The sequence below is a fragment of the Mucilaginibacter sp. P19 genome (genome assembly GCF_050632265.1).
Classification (GTDB): Bacteria; Bacteroidota; Bacteroidia; order Sphingobacteriales; family Sphingobacteriaceae; genus Mucilaginibacter; species Mucilaginibacter gossypii.
In genome coordinates this window covers 5,479,324-5,495,562 of sequence record NZ_CP192586.1, presented here as the reverse complement: position 1 = coordinate 5,495,562, position 16,239 = coordinate 5,479,324, and the positions used below count along the sequence as shown (strand labels likewise).

15 protein-coding genes and 1 pseudogene are annotated in these 16,239 nt (G+C 43.9%); 5 read left to right on the top strand and 11 right to left on the bottom strand.

The genetic code is table 11. The features are described from left to right. Nucleotides 1–129: 129 nt before the first annotated feature. Entirely contained in the window at nt 130–1,188 is a 1,059-nt protein-coding gene (lepB, locus tag ACQ86K_RS26890; RefSeq protein WP_431200941.1) for a signal peptidase I, read from the top strand. Nucleotides 1,189–1,210: 22 nt separating this feature from the next. Next, complete coding sequence (lepB, locus tag ACQ86K_RS26885; protein WP_176844421.1) at nt 1,211–2,689, top strand: signal peptidase I; 1,479 nt, start codon at nt 1,211–1,213, stop codon at nt 2,687–2,689. Nucleotides 2,690–2,870: 181 nt separating this feature from the next. Here the strand turns inward: lepB (ACQ86K_RS26885) and ACQ86K_RS26880 are convergent. The 4 genes and pseudogenes from ACQ86K_RS26880 to ACQ86K_RS26865 form a co-directional block, all read right to left on the bottom strand. Next, nucleotides 2,871–3,952, bottom strand: a pseudogene (locus ACQ86K_RS26880) (Ldh family oxidoreductase). A 132-nt stretch (nt 3,953–4,084) separates the two neighbouring features. After that, on the bottom strand, nt 4,085–4,903 hold the full coding sequence (locus ACQ86K_RS26875) for a glycosyltransferase family protein (protein WP_256337383.1): 819 nt from the start codon (nt 4,901–4,903) through the stop codon (nt 4,085–4,087). A gap of 142 nt (nt 4,904–5,045) precedes the next feature. Then, nucleotides 5,046–5,762: a DUF4397 domain-containing protein gene (locus tag ACQ86K_RS26870; protein WP_091165258.1), complete on the bottom strand. Its 717-nt coding sequence runs from the start codon at nt 5,760–5,762 to the stop codon at nt 5,046–5,048. 201 nt (nt 5,763–5,963) lie between these two features. Beyond that, complete coding sequence (locus ACQ86K_RS26865; RefSeq protein WP_091165260.1) at nt 5,964–6,764, bottom strand: SDR family oxidoreductase; 801 nt, start codon at nt 6,762–6,764, stop codon at nt 5,964–5,966. Between the two features lie 146 nt (nt 6,765–6,910). On the opposite strand from ACQ86K_RS26865, the gene ACQ86K_RS26860 reads away from it, so the two are divergent. Then, nucleotides 6,911–7,279, top strand: a complete 369-nt coding sequence (locus ACQ86K_RS26860) for a winged helix-turn-helix transcriptional regulator (RefSeq protein WP_091166922.1) — start codon at nt 6,911–6,913, stop codon at nt 7,277–7,279. Nucleotides 7,280–7,652: 373 nt separating this feature from the next. Here ACQ86K_RS26860 and ACQ86K_RS26855 read toward each other — a convergent pair whose 3' ends face one another. Then, nucleotides 7,653–8,225: a sigma-70 family RNA polymerase sigma factor gene (locus ACQ86K_RS26855; protein WP_091165267.1), complete on the bottom strand. Its 573-nt coding sequence runs from the start codon at nt 8,223–8,225 to the stop codon at nt 7,653–7,655. A gap of 261 nt (nt 8,226–8,486) precedes the next feature. Between ACQ86K_RS26855 and msrB the strand changes: the two genes are divergently transcribed. Together msrB and msrA are read left to right on the top strand one after the other, a co-directional pair. Next, a complete protein-coding gene (msrB, locus tag ACQ86K_RS26850) occupies nt 8,487–8,981 on the top strand; it encodes a peptide-methionine (R)-S-oxide reductase MsrB (RefSeq protein ID WP_091165270.1) in 495 nt (164 codons plus the stop codon). Between the two features lie 23 nt (nt 8,982–9,004). Next, the gene (msrA, locus tag ACQ86K_RS26845; RefSeq protein WP_091165274.1) at nt 9,005–9,667 is read left to right on the top strand and encodes a peptide-methionine (S)-S-oxide reductase MsrA; all 663 of its coding nucleotides are present in this window, start codon (nt 9,005–9,007) and stop codon (nt 9,665–9,667) included. Between the two features lie 178 nt (nt 9,668–9,845). Here msrA and ACQ86K_RS26840 read toward each other — a convergent pair whose 3' ends face one another. The 6 genes from ACQ86K_RS26840 to ACQ86K_RS26815 form a co-directional block, all read right to left on the bottom strand. After that, on the bottom strand, nt 9,846–10,853 hold the full coding sequence (locus tag ACQ86K_RS26840) for a hypothetical protein (RefSeq protein WP_143020723.1): 1,008 nt from the start codon (nt 10,851–10,853) through the stop codon (nt 9,846–9,848). Between the two features lie 180 nt (nt 10,854–11,033). Next, nucleotides 11,034–11,636, bottom strand: coding sequence for a GNAT family N-acetyltransferase (locus ACQ86K_RS26835; RefSeq protein WP_431199093.1), 603 nt, complete (start codon nt 11,634–11,636; stop codon nt 11,034–11,036). Next, nucleotides 11,633–11,986 (bottom strand): MarR family winged helix-turn-helix transcriptional regulator, encoded by a 354-nt coding sequence (locus tag ACQ86K_RS26830; RefSeq protein ID WP_431199092.1) that lies wholly within the window; start codon nt 11,984–11,986, stop codon nt 11,633–11,635. Before ACQ86K_RS26830 ends, ACQ86K_RS26835 begins: the two co-directional genes overlap by 4 nt. Nucleotides 11,987–12,287: 301 nt before the next feature. Further along, the gene (locus ACQ86K_RS26825; RefSeq protein ID WP_431200940.1) at nt 12,288–13,742 is read right to left on the bottom strand and encodes an alkaline phosphatase family protein; all 1,455 of its coding nucleotides are present in this window, start codon (nt 13,740–13,742) and stop codon (nt 12,288–12,290) included. Between the two features lie 223 nt (nt 13,743–13,965). Beyond that, nucleotides 13,966–14,841 (bottom strand): alkaline phosphatase family protein, encoded by an 876-nt coding sequence (locus ACQ86K_RS26820; protein WP_431199091.1) that lies wholly within the window; start codon nt 14,839–14,841, stop codon nt 13,966–13,968. Between the two features lie 197 nt (nt 14,842–15,038). Further along, nucleotides 15,039–16,175: a TIGR03364 family FAD-dependent oxidoreductase gene (locus ACQ86K_RS26815; RefSeq protein ID WP_091165287.1), complete on the bottom strand. Its 1,137-nt coding sequence runs from the start codon at nt 16,173–16,175 to the stop codon at nt 15,039–15,041. Nucleotides 16,176–16,239: the final 64 nt, after the last annotated feature.

Here is a 16,239-nt window from a genome sequence, read left to right as displayed (position 1 = left end):
AAAAATCTGCACATTTGCACATCTGAAATTTGCACATTCGATACATCATATGAACTGGAAATTCTGGAAAAAGAAAGATTCAACTAAAGTAAAAAAGAAAAAAGTGCGCTTCGTGAATGGGGCGACGCTATCATATTTGCAGTAATAGCCGCCACCCTTATTCGTACGCTGTTTATCGAAGCCTACGTTATCCCCAGCGGCTCAATGGAAAACTCACTTTTAATTGGCGACTACCTGTTTGTAAGCAAGGTTAACTATGGCGCAAGGATGCCTATAACGCCTGTTTCGTTTCCGTTTATGCACCATACTACTCCCTGGGGGACTCAAGCTTACTGGGGCGGAGTAAAATTGCCTTATTATCGCTTGCCGGGTTTAAGTGATATAAAAAAGCAGGATATCGTGGTTTTTAACGCGCCGATAGAGGCCGATTCTCCTTATTTCAGGCCGGTGGATAAGCGCGAAAACATTATCAAACGCTGCCAGGGTACTCCCGGGGATACCTTAAGCGTAGTTAACGCGCAGGTTTATATTAACGGCAAGGCCGCTCCAAATCCGGAAAGGGGAAAGGAAGGTTATTTTGTTGAAACCAATGGGCAGGAATTTAACCCGGCTATTTTGAACGAGCTTAAGATAGATATTAGGGGCAATACCGGCAACCGTTATGAAATGATGATGTCTAAGGAATCGGCAGCTACTTTGAAAACTTATTCAAATGTAAAATCAATTGTGCCGGCTTTAACGCTTAAGGGTACCAGTGACCCGCTGAACCCGGTTTACCCTGCCAAGTACCCGCGTTATAAGATCACACCTAATTTTCCTGACTTTAAATGGAATGTAGATAATTATGGCCCCATCATTATCCCTAAAAAAGGCTGGACAGTTAAATTGGATAGCCTGACTTTCCCGGTTTATGGCCGCGCTATTGAGATTTATGAAAATAATAAAGTAAATGTTGTGGGTAAGGATGTCATGATTAACGGAAAAAAAGCCGATACTTATACCTTTAAGCTTAACTACTATTTTATGATGGGGGATAATCGTCACAATTCGGAAGATTCGCGCTTTTGGGGGTTTGTTCCGGAAGATCACGTAGTAGGGAAAGCTTTATTTACCTGGATGAGTATTGACAGTACAGCCAGCTTCTTTAATAAAATAAGGTGGAACCGGTTGTTCAGAGGCATACATTAATTGAAAATATAAAAACACCAAAGTGAACGGAATAGGATTAATAATAGTATTTGTTCTTTTTATAGTACTGCCATTTGCAGGTTTATGGAAACTGTTTGAAAAGGCAGGGCGGCCAGGCTGGGAAGGCATTGTGCCACTCTACAACTTTTTCATCATCATTAAGTTAACCGGTAGGCCGGCGTGGTGGTTTATTATGCTGCTAATACCAGGCTTAAACTTTTTGATAGCGCTGGGCTTGATTGTTGATTTTTTAAAATCGTACGGAAAGTTCACTTTTGTTGAACATGTGCAGGGTGTAATCCTTCCGTTTATATATTTCCCTAAATGGGGCGGTGATAAGGATACCAAATATTTAGGCCAGTCGGCGAGCCCCGAGTTCAGGACTAAGTATAAGATTGCCCTAAAGAAAACCCAGGCACGTGAGTGGGCTGATGCCATCATTTTTGCGGTAATCGCTGCAACGCTGATCCGTACATTATTTATTGAAGCTTATGTAATTCCAAGTGCATCGATGGAAAGCTCGTTGCTTATTGGCGATTACCTGTTTGTAAGCAAAGTGAACTATGGAGCACGTTTACCCATGACGCCAGTTGCATTTCCTTTCGCACACCATACCATGCCGCTTATTAATACCAAGGCCTATTGGGATGGTATCGAACTGCCGTACTATCGTCTGCCGGGTTTAAGTGATATTAAAAAAGGTGATGTGGTAGTGTTCAATTATCCTATGGATGCCGATTCGCCTTATTTCAGGCCGGTTGATAAACGCGAAAACTATATCAAACGCTGCCAGGGTACCCCGGGCGATACGCTGAGTGTAGTTAAGGCCCAGGTGTTTATAAATGGGAAAGCTGCTGTTACACCACCAAAAGGCGAGATTACTTATGATGTTAAAACAGATGGGAACGAGCTTAACCCGCAGATAGCTACAGATTTGCATTTGTCGGATATTTCATCGGTAAATAATACTGAGTTTATTACCAATACCACCGAGGAATCGGCAAAGGCACTGAGGGGATATTCAAACATCAAGTCAGTTACACCACGGTTAACTTCGCCAGGCGCGTCTGATCCGATGAACCCGGTTTACCCTGCCATTTTCTCCAACTATAAAATAGGAGCTAACATTCCCGATTATAAATGGAATGTAGACAATTTCGGGCCTGTCATTGTACCTAAAAAGGGCTGGACAGTAAAACTGGATAGTTTAACCTTCCCGATCTACGGTCGTGCAATTGCCGTATATGAAGGTAACAAGGTTGAAGTGAGCGGTAAAGACATCCTGATCAATGGCAAAAAAGCCGATAGTTACACCTTTAAACTCAACTACTATTTTATGATGGGCGATAACCGTCATAACTCAGAAGATTCACGTTTTTGGGGCTTTGTTCCTGAAGATCATATTGTGGGTAAAGCACTGTTCATTTGGATGAGTGTTGACGACAATGCATCGTTCATCCACAAGATCCGCTGGAGCAGACTGTTTAATCTGATCCATTAGCCCCCTAAACCCCTGAAGGGGAACTAAAGTGAAAAGCCTGTTTTGCTTAGCAAAACAGGCTTTTCACTTTAATAAAATCACGGCCGCGGGCTTTCAGTCCGTGGTTTACCATAGTTTCAGGTTTGAGCTGAATTTCCGTAAGATGGAAGCTTACATTATGCCTGCCACGGGTTACGCTGCGCTAAACCCGCGGTAGCGGGCTAATTTTAAACCTTTCCGCCAATTTATTCAAATCTTCAACAACGGCATCAACTAATGGTATGCCGTTGGCTATCCTGTCAGCTTCTGCTTCCAGTTCTGGCTCCCCTGGAATAATTACTTTTTGATCAGGATCAACTGTAGCCGATGATTTAAAACGCTCTATCCAATTATCTAAATGATTTTTAAACTCATTTACCGGCCGGAACCCATCCACGCGCATTGCGCCTAAGAAATGCCCTATACCCGCGCCAACGGGATCATTCGGCGGATCAAGAAAAGCCACAAAGGGCGGTACCCAGGGTCCGTAATTGGCGCCTGATAATACTGCTGATAAAATATCAACGGTAGCACTCAAACCAAAACCTTTATGACTGCCATGGTCGCGGTCGCTGCCGAGGGGAGGAGAGAGCCGCCGGTTTTTAATGCATGAGGATCGGTAGTATAATTGCCTTCTTTATCCTGGATCCAGCCTTCGGGAACCTGCCTGCCTAAGCGCTGGGCTATTTCCAGTTTTCCGTTAGCAGCGGCTGAAGTGGCAATATCAACTATCACCGGCGGATATTTACCAGCCGGAAAAGCGTAACACATAGGGTTGGTACCCAAAAGCCGTTCACTGGAAAACGTAGGCGCAACCAGCGGACTGGCATTGGTCATGGCAAAACCGATCATATCTTTCTCCACAGCCATCAACGTGTGATAACCGGCAATACCAAAATGGTTGGAGTTGCGTACTGATACCCAACCCGAGCCGTATAGCTCAGCTTTTTTAATGGCTACCTCCATGGCAAACGGAGCTACCACTAAACCAAGGCCTGCATCGCCATCTACAGTGGCAGTTGTTGGCGTTTCATGCACTATCCGGATGTTGGGCGTGGGATTAATGCGTTTCTTCTCCCAAAGGCGTACATAACCGCTCAACCGGGCTACGCCATGCGAGTCGATACCACGGAGATCGGATTTAAGCAGCACGTCGGCTGCTAAAACCGCATGTTCATGGCTGCAGCCAATAACTTTGAATATATTTTCGGTAAATGTGCGTAGAGTGGATGGCGATATCAGCATACGGCAAAGATAACCGTTGATTTTTAAAATGATTACGTTGATTTCGCTGATGAGGTACCTTTATACACTTGATTTGGAGTAGCAGCGGGTAGCCCGGACTAATCTCCAATCACCAACCTCTAATCTCTACCCTCAAGCCATCGCAAACTCGGGCTTTACTTCGCTCAGGTGTTTGTTATACCAGTTGGTACTGTTATAGCGGGCGTTTATTTCGTAGATTTCGGGTTTTAGTTTCAGCAGGTTAAGGATATCCTGGCATGAAAAACGGTTGCAAACCGGGTATAACTCTTTAAATACGCGCTCGATAAAATAAAAATCTTCGGGGTGGTCGAGTGCAAAACGGTGCGACATGGAATAATCCAGGCCAGTTTCCCAGGTTACGTTGCCGATGTTAAAAATAAGCGGATTTTCATAGATGTAGGGCGAGGTATGCTCCAAATCATGAGGGCGACCGGCGTTTTCCCAGGCTTGTTTGAGACAGGCCATGGTCATCACTTCTACGTCGTTGCCATCGGGATAGGTGGCCGGGTACAGGTTGCTTACATAATCAAACTTTTGCCTGTTGCTGAAAAAATATTCAAGCACGTTATCAATGATCCGCGGATCGATTAGCGGGCAGTCGGCCGGAATTTTGACAACCACATCGGTATTGAATAGTTTTGCTGCCTGGTAATGCCTGTCAAGCAGGTTGCCAAGGCTGCCGCGATAACATTGAACGTTAAGATTTTCGGCCTCCTGTGCAATAACATCATCTTCAGCGCCTTCGGAAGTGGCAATAACAATATTGGCCTGGTGCTGGATCATACCTACCCGCTCCACCATGCGCGCTAACAAACTTTTACCCAATATAGGCAGCATTACTTTGCCATATAAACGACTTGATGCCATGCGGGCCGGCACAATAATCACTACATGCTCATCCATCTTTTCCGGAAATTTGAGGTTTATCAAAAAAACATTAACCGGGTTAAATGTAGAATGGTAAGGTTTAAATATGGCGAAGTTTATATTATGAAATTGTTAACCGGTGGGTTGATATGCAAAAATAAAGCCCGGCACAATGGCCGGGCCTTACAACACAGGTATAGGTTATTTAATAGTAGTAAACGTTGGTTTGAATATCTGCACTTAGTTTTTTATCGTCGGTTGCTGCTTTAATACCCTGCAGCCACACGGTATATACAGAACCCGCCCGAAGGTTAACGTTAGTAAGGCTGGCTAATACGGTAGGAGTGCCTTTTTGGCGAATGTTAAGCGTGTAAGTAACACCGCCTTTAATAGTCACAAAATCAGATACTTGTTTGTAAGCTTTGTTTGATGCCAGAACCGAATCTTTTGAAGTAACCAGGTCAACCGTACCGGCATCGGCGCTGAGGTTTGCCAAACGGATACTGGCCATCCCGGCGGCCGGCTGAACGATAGAATCGGCAACAAAAATTACATCGCGTTTGCCTGCGGTGTTGGCAAGGTATACCGAGTAAAGTTTTTTAGCTACGAGGGTGATGGTATCGTCTGCAACTTTTTGCTTGGTGCCCGAAACATAAAAGGTTGCTGTTCTTTTACCGGGATAAGCATTAATGTAATCTATACCGTGACCGTAACGAATTGGAAAATTGTTCGCCCTGTTGGGCTCAAGATAAAAATCAACCGGATCAGAATCGGGCGAGGCATTGATGACTGAAACAAGTGCCACCGGCGGCTGAACGTAATTGTTGTGATCTTTTAAACACGAGCTGAGTGTTGCTGCCAGCAAACACACCATCCCGATAATGCCTGCCCGCCTTGTTAATTTTTGCTGAACTGTTTTCATAAAATAAAATATTGGTAGTAAACTGATATTTTAACTTTACGTAACCAGCAGGCATTACGCTACTTTGGATTAAAAATTTTAACCCCGGTGTGATTAGCATAAATACGTTTGAGCTTAGGTTTTAGTATGCAAGGGATAGGGGTTTCAATTGTAAAAAAATATCGGATAATTTTTATCCGATATTGTAAATAAGTTAATGGATTATACAATAGGGATAGTGCCTCCATCTATAGTAAATTCGCTTCCGTTTAAATAAGCAGCACGGTCTGATACCAGGAAGGCTACCAGTTCGGCAACTTCTTGGGGTTCTGCCGGGCGGCCCATGGGGATGCCCCCTAACGAATCCATAATGATTTTTAGTGCTGCTTCTTTGTCTCCGCCGTTTTGCGAGGCCAGGTTGTCAATCATGCCCTGTGCCCCGCCGGTATTGATAAAACCCGGCGCTACCGAATTAACCCGTACGCCTCTGGGTGCAAGCTCCTTTGAAATGCCTTTGCTATAATTACTCAGGGCTGCTTTTGCTGCTGCGTATGGTAGTGTTGCCTCGAAAAGTGGCATTTTACGCTGTATGGACGAAATGTGGACTATCACCCCTTGTTTTTGATTAAGCATGGTTGGCAGTAATCCTCTGTCTAACCTAACGGCTGCCAATAAATTGGTTTGCAAGGCTGCTTCCCAGTCTTCATCGCTTAGCACCATAACTCCGCCTGCCGGCGATTCAGAACCTCCAAGGTTGTTGATCAGGATGTCTATGCCTCCCAAGCGTTCAAGGGTTTCTTTAATTACTTTATCAGTACCTGCTTTGGTGCTGAGATCGGCCTGGATAAACTGTTTAGGGTCAATATCTGTTGGCTGGGTACGGGCTGTGGTTACAATGCTGGCCCCACCTTTAAACAGGCGCTCAAAAATAGCTTTGCCTGCGCCTTTTGTTCCGGCTGTAACCAGGATCTTGTTGCCGTTAAATTCATTTGGGTCGATATTGAAATTTGCTTTTGCAATCATTTTATGTGGATTTGTGTTGTATGATAATGCAAAATTGGTGAAGTGAACGTGGCGGATCAAGTACGGAAAAATGATTCAATACGGATAAATTTATCCCTGTGGTTACCGAAATTTGCAGCTTGAATAATACCGAAACCGGAATTATTATGTACGAAAGAAAATTACCTATACAGGAAGAGTGCGGGCTTGACCTTATCCGTGAGGTTGTATTTGGCAAGTGGAAAATCCATTTGTTGTATTATATATCGCAAGGGATCAGCAGGCCCGGGCAACTGCAAAAAAATATCCCGGAAGCATCCCGCAGGGTTTTGAATATCCAGCTAAATCAACTGGAGGATGATGAACTCGTAGCCAAAACGGTATACAACCAACAACCGCCTAAAGTAGAATATTACTTAACGGATTTAGGGAAATCAATAATGCCCATCATCAATGAGCTTGGCCGGTGGGGGGATACTCACAGCGGGCACCTGAGGAGGGTGATCAAAAAGCGATTGATATTGCCCGAGGCATAGCAGGTGAAAAGCGAGCCCTTATTGTTGATACCTGCTTTTATGGCATTGTTATAAAGCGGATTATTAAGTATAATTTTATCTATAGCGCTTACTTTTCCAGTTGTTTATCAATCAGGTGTTGTAATTCATTTTTAAATTTGTCATCAAGCTTGATGTTTTCGGCAACAGGCTGATGAAACATATTTTTGATCATGCGGTTAATAGCGGTACTTTGTTGCTGAAATACCCTGCAAACGTGGCATCCCGCCAGGTGGATCTTTAATTCCAGTTTTTCTCGCAGGGAGATCTTTCCTATTTCCTGCTTTTCAATCAGGTAAGTAGCCTTTTTGCAGTTGTAGGCTATTTTAGTTAATCTCGTCCATAATCCATTAGTTTAAAGCCAGTTTTTTTGAAGGCACTCTCTTAGGCTTAGCTTGGCGCGGTGAATAATTACCCAAAAGTTGGATGATGATATTCTCAAATCGCCGCAAATGGTGTCGGTGGTTTCATCATCAAGGTGTTTCATAGTAAACGCCGAGAGCCATAATGAGGGCAATTTTCTCATGCATCTTTGCAGTATAAACTCAAATTCTTTGCTTTCGAGGTGATCGGGTTGTTCAATGCCAAACTCCGCTGGCCTGTGATCGGTTTTCCAGTTATGGGCATCAAGTTCAAAAAAATCGTCTGTTTCATATTCGGCAAATGTTACCGCAGGTTCCTTAACAAAAGCGGATGCTTTTTTGCGGTAAATATCAATAATCTTGTTTTTTAGTATGGCGGTAAGCCATGTACGTTCGGTGCTTTTGCCCTCAAATTTTTGCAAGCGCTCGAGAGCGGCCAAAAAAGTTTCCTGTACAAGATCGCGGGCTAATTCTTCGTCGTTAATGCGGGTAAGGGCATACTTGTAAAGATAGTCGGCATGGCGCGTTACCCAGGCACGGGGTTCGGTGCTGTTTTGGCTTTGCATAAATCAACGTGGTGGTAATGGTTTGTGTAAAAGTTTATAGCCCATATTGTATTAATGTTTTGATTTGTGCATTCTGTCGGGTAGGAGAAGGAATCCTTACAAGATTTTTTTATTTTTTCTGAAACCAGGGCTTAATGAAATGGGATGTCTGGAAGAGTCGTTAATATCTAATATTCCGGTTCAAACTAAATGCAGACAAATAAATGACAGAATAATCGGCTATCGACTGTAAGGTTCTTCGTATATCTACGACAAAGGGGTATGAAAAAGATAAATCTGTTTATTATACCATTGATATTATTGGCCTTTAATGCCTGCAGTCAAAGTACTCCGCATGCCGATAAAACCGTTGATACCAAAACATATCCGCAAGCTAAGCTGGCGAGCTACTGGAAACAGGTATTGACGCCCGAAGCTTACGAGATACTGGTAAATAAGGGCACGGAACAACCCTATCATAACCCTTATTGGAATAACCACGAAAAAGGGACATATGTAAGTGCAGCTACCGGTAAGCCATTATTTAGTTCGGATTCTAAATTTGAATCGGGCACAGGCTGGCCAAGTTTTTTTAAACCTATCGATCCAAAAGCGATTAAAATTGTTAAAGATACATCGTACGGAATGGTACGTGAAGAGGTTGTTGAAGCCAGCACAGGTTTACATCTTGGCCACGTTTTTAATGATGGTCCGGCACCTACCGGTAAACGTTATTGTATGGATTCATACGCTTTCAAGTTTGTTCCGGCTAAATAATAAACCATTAAATTAAAAAGATCATGTTAACAAAAAAATTGAATGTATGCCTGCTTGGCCTGCTGATATTGTTTGGCTGTGCCGATGCGCAAACCGGCGGAAGCGGTTTTGCAAGCCTGCCTGCCCCAAAGGCGGGCGAAAAGGTTGCTACTTTTGCGGGTGGTTGTTTCTGGAGCCTTTCGGAAGGTTTGTATGAATTGAAGGGTGTTAATAAAGTAGTAGCCGGATATGCCGGCGGCACAACTAAAAATCCATCATACGAAGATGTTTGCGGTAAAAATACCGGCCATGCCGAATCGGTACAGGTTTACTACAACCCTGCTGAAATAAGTTACGCTGCTTTAGCCGAAGCTTTCTTTTATGCGCACGATCCTACCACTGTAAACAGGCAGGGCCCTGATGTAGGCGACGACTACCGCTCAGTAGCTTTTTACCGTACACCGGAAGAAAAGAAAACTTTAGAAAGTGTAATAGCTAAAGTTAACGCTACACATCATTACAGCAGCCCTATCGTTACACAGGTTGTTCCGTTTAAAGTATTATATCCGGCCGAAAATTATCACCAGGGATATTACAGGCAGCATATGGATAACCCATATATCAGCCATGTTTCAGTACCTAAAGTATTGAAACTGCGTAAAGCCATGAATAGCTTGTTGAAACCCGAGTTTCAGCATAAGGATTAGAGTTAAGTGTAAATGTTGTATTTGACTGTTCTGTTGTCTCTACACCACGTTATTGCGGGTAACCATCAGGGAAGTCTTTTCATCCGCCGGTTGTTTAAGAATAAAGCATTGGTCATCAGCAAAAAAAAGGCGAAAAGTAACAAAACCTTTCGCCTTTTCCCTTTAACCTTTCCCCTATCTATTGATTACAGATCGTTTTTAATTTTTGATTATAATCAGGATTTAGCGGTTCATTGGTTTGAGCCAGGCGCTGCGAACCTACATTGGCCGGACAGGCAATGCCATTAGGCCCGTCGTAAACCAAACCGGGTTTTGTGCTGAGGAGTTCTTTCGGCACGTAGATCTGTACAGTGGTTTTTGAATAGCTATGCGGATAAAACCGGATGTAATATCCATCAGGGTGTAATGACCATATGCCTGATGGTACCGCCGGATCAGGCGCCGGAGCCAAACCGGCTAACATGGCATACTTTTCCATCTCTTCGTAAGATGAATTACCAGAGGCAGCTAATCGGCGGATATTGTTTTCAGCCTCAAAAACACTTTGAACTGCAGGCGGCAATTGGCTTTTAGCTTTATCCATTACACTGGCGGGCAATACACCCAACGCACCGCCTTCCAGCATTAACAGTTCATTAGCTGATAGCAGCCTGGTCGCAGTAAGCTTAATATCGGACCCCATATCAACAAACCTGGTGCGTGCAATAATCGACCATAATAATATCTGGATGCTATGCTGGTCAACCTCGGGATGAGTTTCAGCATGTTTTAATATCAGTATCACCACATCGCGCTTTGGCCCAAGCACCGGGGCAAGCATATACCCATCGCCTGTACTGGGGCCACGAGTACCAGCATGCAGACAATAGCTTTTGCTGGTCATTTCATAAAAACCGGCGCAAAGCTTAAAACCGCCCCCGGGTGCTTTTGGCAAAAGGTATAAAGGCTCGGCTACCTGCCCTTCCATAAACGATGGTGGCTTGGAGCCTGCCTTGTTAACGTCATTAAAACTGGTGGTAATGGCCTGCGGTTGTTTCAGCAATTTATTAAGGCTGCCGCCCGATACCATATCGGCTCCTTTATCCAATATGGCTTTCCCAAAACCGCCAAACTGGGCTTGTACAGCAGTGCTGCAAAATAGGCAGATACCCAGGCAAATGATAAGATGTTTTTTGAAGTTTTTCAAAGACAATAGGTATATTAGTGTAGGGAGCAGGAGTTTTTTATGTTTCATATAGATATAGTGTTTAAGTTTCAATTGCAAGAAACAAAAAATACTATAAACTGTTTGTTGAATTTATTCACAATTGTTATGCAATAGTTAATAGATCTATTGATGGAAGCAATAAACCCGTTAACTGGCTATTTATTTCAACTCAAGCTCCATTTGGATATTAGCACGTTCGTATGGTGAAGGCCTGCCTGCTACCTTAACAAAGCCCAATTTATGATACAGGCTGATGGCCGGTTTTAAAATGGTGTTACTCTCCAGGTAAAGTTTATGGCTGCCAAGGGCTTTGGCCTTTTCGATAATAGCCTGTCCGAGCAAAAAGCCTATATTTTTTCCCTGCGCCTTTGGCGAAACGGCCATTTTAGCAAGCTCATAGTCATAATCAGGATCGTCCATTTTCAGTAGGGCACATACACCAACGGGTTCGTTATTATAAAGCGCGACCAGGATATGGCCGCCGTTGTTGATAATGTAACTGTCGGCGTTATCAAGGGCCTTATAATCGGCATCTTCCATTACGAAGTATTTGGAGATCCATTCTTCATTCAATGCTTTAAAAGCCCGGGCATATTTAGGTTCATAAGGCACGATGTGTACTTTATTGCTCTCCCTTATTTTTTGATGTGCCTGTACCCGGCGCAACAATGATTTTTGTTCCAGCAGGTATTCCCATTCTTCAATAGCCTTCCATAGGTCATGATTCGCCTGGGCTAAAAGTTCTTCAACGGCGTTAGTCACATCTGCATACTGGTCTTGGATTTTTTTCCAACCTCAATCCCTTTAGCCGACAGGCTTACCATATTGCGCCTGCCATCAGCCTTATCCTTTTTCTCAATAACAAAACCGTTCTTCACCATTTCGGCAATAATCTTACTTACAGAAGGGTGGGAGTGACCAATCTCCCTGGCTATTGAGGTAATTGTAAATTCGCCGCCATCCTGCAATACATAAAAAACCGGGAACCATTTAGGCTGAAAATCGATATCATATAATTTGTAGATCCGCACAGCATCTTCCACCATGGTTTCGGTAAGCATCCTTAACCTGCTGCCTATAGCCATTTTTCCCACTTTATTAAAAAACTCCATATTGATAAGTAACTAATTATGTAACTGATTACACAAATGTATAATGTTGTTTTAAAAAGTGCAATAGTGGGTTACAAAATCAATGTCATCGGCAATTCATAAAACCGGAGCTACTGGCGATTAAAAGAAGTTTTATCTGAACCGTTTCTGAAAGATTGTTTAAATTTTTTCGAATGTAGAGGCGCATAATTGCGTCTCCCGCTTGCAATTTACGGCGATTGGAGCACTTTTAAATCGACTTGTCCTCCGGGAGACGCAATTATGCGCCTCTACATTTTTTGCATTTTAGTAAGTTTAAATATTATGCTAATGCTTTACCCATTAATGGATCGCTGAAGCCCGGTTTTCCTGTTTCCACACGGCCTGCAAAGCGTTTTGTAAAGCTGCCAAACCCGTCAACCTTTGTGCTGAAATCATACCAGCTATGGGTTTTACTTAAATTTAAAGCGATTGTTGTGCTGGCACCTGCTTTTACAGCAACTTTGTGATCGCCGGTTTTATATCCATGATCTGTTACCGTAATAGTTTGGGCCTTACTTGTATGATTTGTTATTTTCAGGGCGATGTTACCTGTTAATTTCCCTGCAAGCTGTTCATATTCACAAATAACGTCAATTAACGGATCGGCGGCGTTACCCAGGTACTCGCGGAAGAAGCCGTTAGGGCCATAGGTGCGCAAATGGTATTCGCTGTTTTCAAACTCATGTAAAGGCCAAACATCCGAGAGGGTATCACCGGCTTTAACGGTATAGGCCCAGGCACGCAGGTCTTCCATTTTCTGCGGATCATTCATCGTAGCATATTTGCCGGGAGCATATACGTTAAATGGCGAGCCCAACGCTTTTGCACCAAAGACTTTGTTACTCGCAGTAAATTTAATTTCGAATGATTTTTTATCTGCACTCAGTTTGCCATCTGCATAAAGCTGGTAAGGCAATGCGGATGATGGTTTGATCCCTTTTTCCTGTTGCGGCATGTACGGTGATAAGTGCGGATCTTTATTGATCTGCGCAATTTCATCGGCAGTCAGCAGCTTATAGTCCGAAGGGAGTTTTTTGAATTGAGCTTTATGAATACTCTCCAAAAATGCTTCCCTTGCAACAAATTCCGGATTCTCGATCTTCTCGCCATTATATGGACGGAAAACGCTTGAAAGATCACCGCAAACTGTACGGCGCCATTGGCTGATATTAGGTTCGGTTACTTTTTTGCCGGTTTTGTGGCTTAAAAAGTTCTCTAAAAATTGCAGGGTTGAAGTATGGTCAAACACTTCTGAATTTACCCAGCCGCCGCGGCTCCATGGTGAAGCAATTACCAACGGCACACGGAAGCCTAAACCGATCGGGCTTTCACGATCAAATACTTCCGGGAAGTTATTGCGCGCTTTTTCCTGTTCTAAAGTAACGAATTCAACGCTTGGGTCGATACCTGCTGATACCTTGCCGGTGCCCGGTTTATGCGGATTAGGCGCGGTGAAAGGAGGGACGTGGTCAAAGTAGCCATCATTTTCATCATAAGCTAAAATGAAAACAGTCTTTTTCCAAACTTCGGGATTCTGGGTAAGGATGTCCAGCACTTCAGATACGTACCATGCACCGTACCAGGCCGAGCTTGGATGGTCAGAAAAATGCTCGGGCGCCGATAGCCAGCTTACGGTAGGTAATTGACCTCCTTTTACATCGGCACGGAACTGGTGTAATACATCTCCTTTAGGTACTAAAACTTCGCGTTCGGTGCCATCATCATTATATTTCAGCGGACTTAGAGTACGATAGTGCGGATCATTGGTATTGGTTACAAAACCTTTCTGGTGAAGGTTTTTTCGCGCTGCGGCAGGCTTGCAAACTTGTTAGGATCGAGGCTTGCCATGTCCTTTTTCGTATTCTCCAGGTCGCGCTGTTTTTGTTTAAGCTGTTTTTGCAGGTGATCAATGTGGGCATCGCCTGCAGGCGATGCAGCAATCTGTTTTTCAACGGCTGCTATTTCATCAGGTAAAACAGTTGATTTTTTTGCAGATGGGCTATGTGTTTATCGTAAAGTTTGATGTTGTACTGGCCAAAAAACTCAAGTGGATTATCCTGGAAATTTGATAACCATGGATCTTCTTCGCCCTCTAAACCAGTATCAATAGCAATTTCGTTTTGGTAATGTTTCCATGATATAATATGATCCTCCAAACGCTCAGGGAAGGTAGCCCAGTTGAGGGTGCCATAATCCATATCGTCATTCCAAACGTGTGCAAGTGAATTTTCATGCTGCTCGGCACGGATAGTACCGCTCCAGAAATACAGCCTGTTTGGATTTGTACCTGTCAGGGATGAGCAAAAGTTCTGATCGCAAACGGTAAAGGCATCGGCCAGGGCATAGTAAAATGGGATATCCTCGCGATTGTGGAAACCCATAGTTAATGGCATGTTGGAATATTCCTTAATACCATTACGTTTAACGTTAAGCCATTGGTCAAACTTGCCATCGTTACGGGCATTAACCTGGTTGCTCCAGGAATGCGGCAGCGAGCTCATCCAGGTTGCTTTGGTATTCTTGATATCAAGGTGGAAAGGGGCATAAGTTTCGCCTTTTTTGTTCGATTGCAGCCAAACCTTGTTTTTATTCGGCAAATCAATAGCCCGTGGGTCATTATAACCACGTACCCCTTTCAGCATTCCGTAGGTATGATCAAACGAGCGGTTTTCCTGCATCAGGATCACAATGTGCTCAGCATCCAGGTAAGTACTGCCCGGTGCGGGGTTAATGGCCATTGCTTTTTGAATAGATTGGGGTAAAACGCTTGCGAGGCCGGCCGCCCCGGTTAGCAGGGCTGCTTTTTTAAGAAAATCTCTCCTTGAATCAGACATAGTTTTATTTTTAGTCCATGGTCGATAGTCCATAGACCATGGTTTTTTGTTTTTAGTCTATGGTCGAAAGTTCATAGACCTGGTTATTGTTTTTGTCAATAGTTATAGCCAATAAGCTATGGTTGGCTTATTGAAAAACCAAGATATGCAGTTTTTTCAATCCATGGACTATCGACCATGGACTATGGTCTAAAAAACTAACCGTCCTTCCGCCGGGCAATCTCCTGCTCGCATAGGCCAAATGACAGGGTCATGCCGTTACCGCCGAGGCCATTGATAAGGGTTACCCCAGGCTCAATGTCGATGATAAGTTCGTACGCGCCGTTGGTCATTTTAGGGTAGATGCCGTGCCATGACTGCAGCATTTTCCAGTCTTTAAAATTGGCGAATGTATGTAAGTATTCAATTATCAAATTATTAATAAATTCTTTATCGAAGGGATCATGAACCAAACCATATTCGTGCGAATCGCCGATGGTAAGCTCGCCGCTGCCATTTTGGGATACCATTACGTGGATGCCCCATTTAAGGTGTGTGGCATATTGTTCTTCATAGCGTTTGCGCAAGGCTGGCAATGAAGCTGCGGCCTGGAACCCCGGGTAATGAATCATAGACAAGCCACCACATAACGACGGACCTATGCGCCATTCATCGGGCTGGGTAACTAAACGCATCATTTGCAGTTTGCATTTGGTGATCTGTGTTTGTGCGAATAGTTCCGGATATAAAGTTTCAAAATCGGCGCCGCTGCATACATAGATCTCGTCGGCTTCCCAGCTTTGGTTGCCCGAACTAACTTTGGGATGTTGGATACGGCTGATAGCAGTGTTCCAGTGAAATTCGACACCAAATTTTTCGGCAAGATAAGCTGCCACCTGCCCGATGGCTACCCGCGATTCAACAATCATTTCCTCGCCGCTCCACAGGGCGCCTTTCAAGCCATCGGTATTAATTGCCGGCGATTTTGAAACAGCTTCGCCCGGAGTTAGCACAGCGCAATCACGGTATTGCTTGTTTACATCTACATACTCTTCAATTACCTGCAGTTCATCATCATGATAAGCAAGGTGTAGCGAGCCAACCTCATTATGCCAGATCTTAGCCTCGGTACAAACTGTTTTCCAAATGCTTTTTGATAGCATGGCGCGCTCAAACATTGGTCCGGTAGCCTGTCCTATAGGCCATACCATACCAAAGTTCCGGATGGAAGCACCCACCGCGCGTTCGTTACGTTCAAATACGGTTACCTGATAGCCGCGAACGGCCAAAGCGCGGGCTGTAGCCAAACCTGCAATGCCTGCGCCTATGATTATTGCACTTTTGTTATTGTTCATTGGTTCAATAGTTCATTGGTTCATCGGTTTGAATTGTTCAAACCTCAATTGATTTGATTGGCTG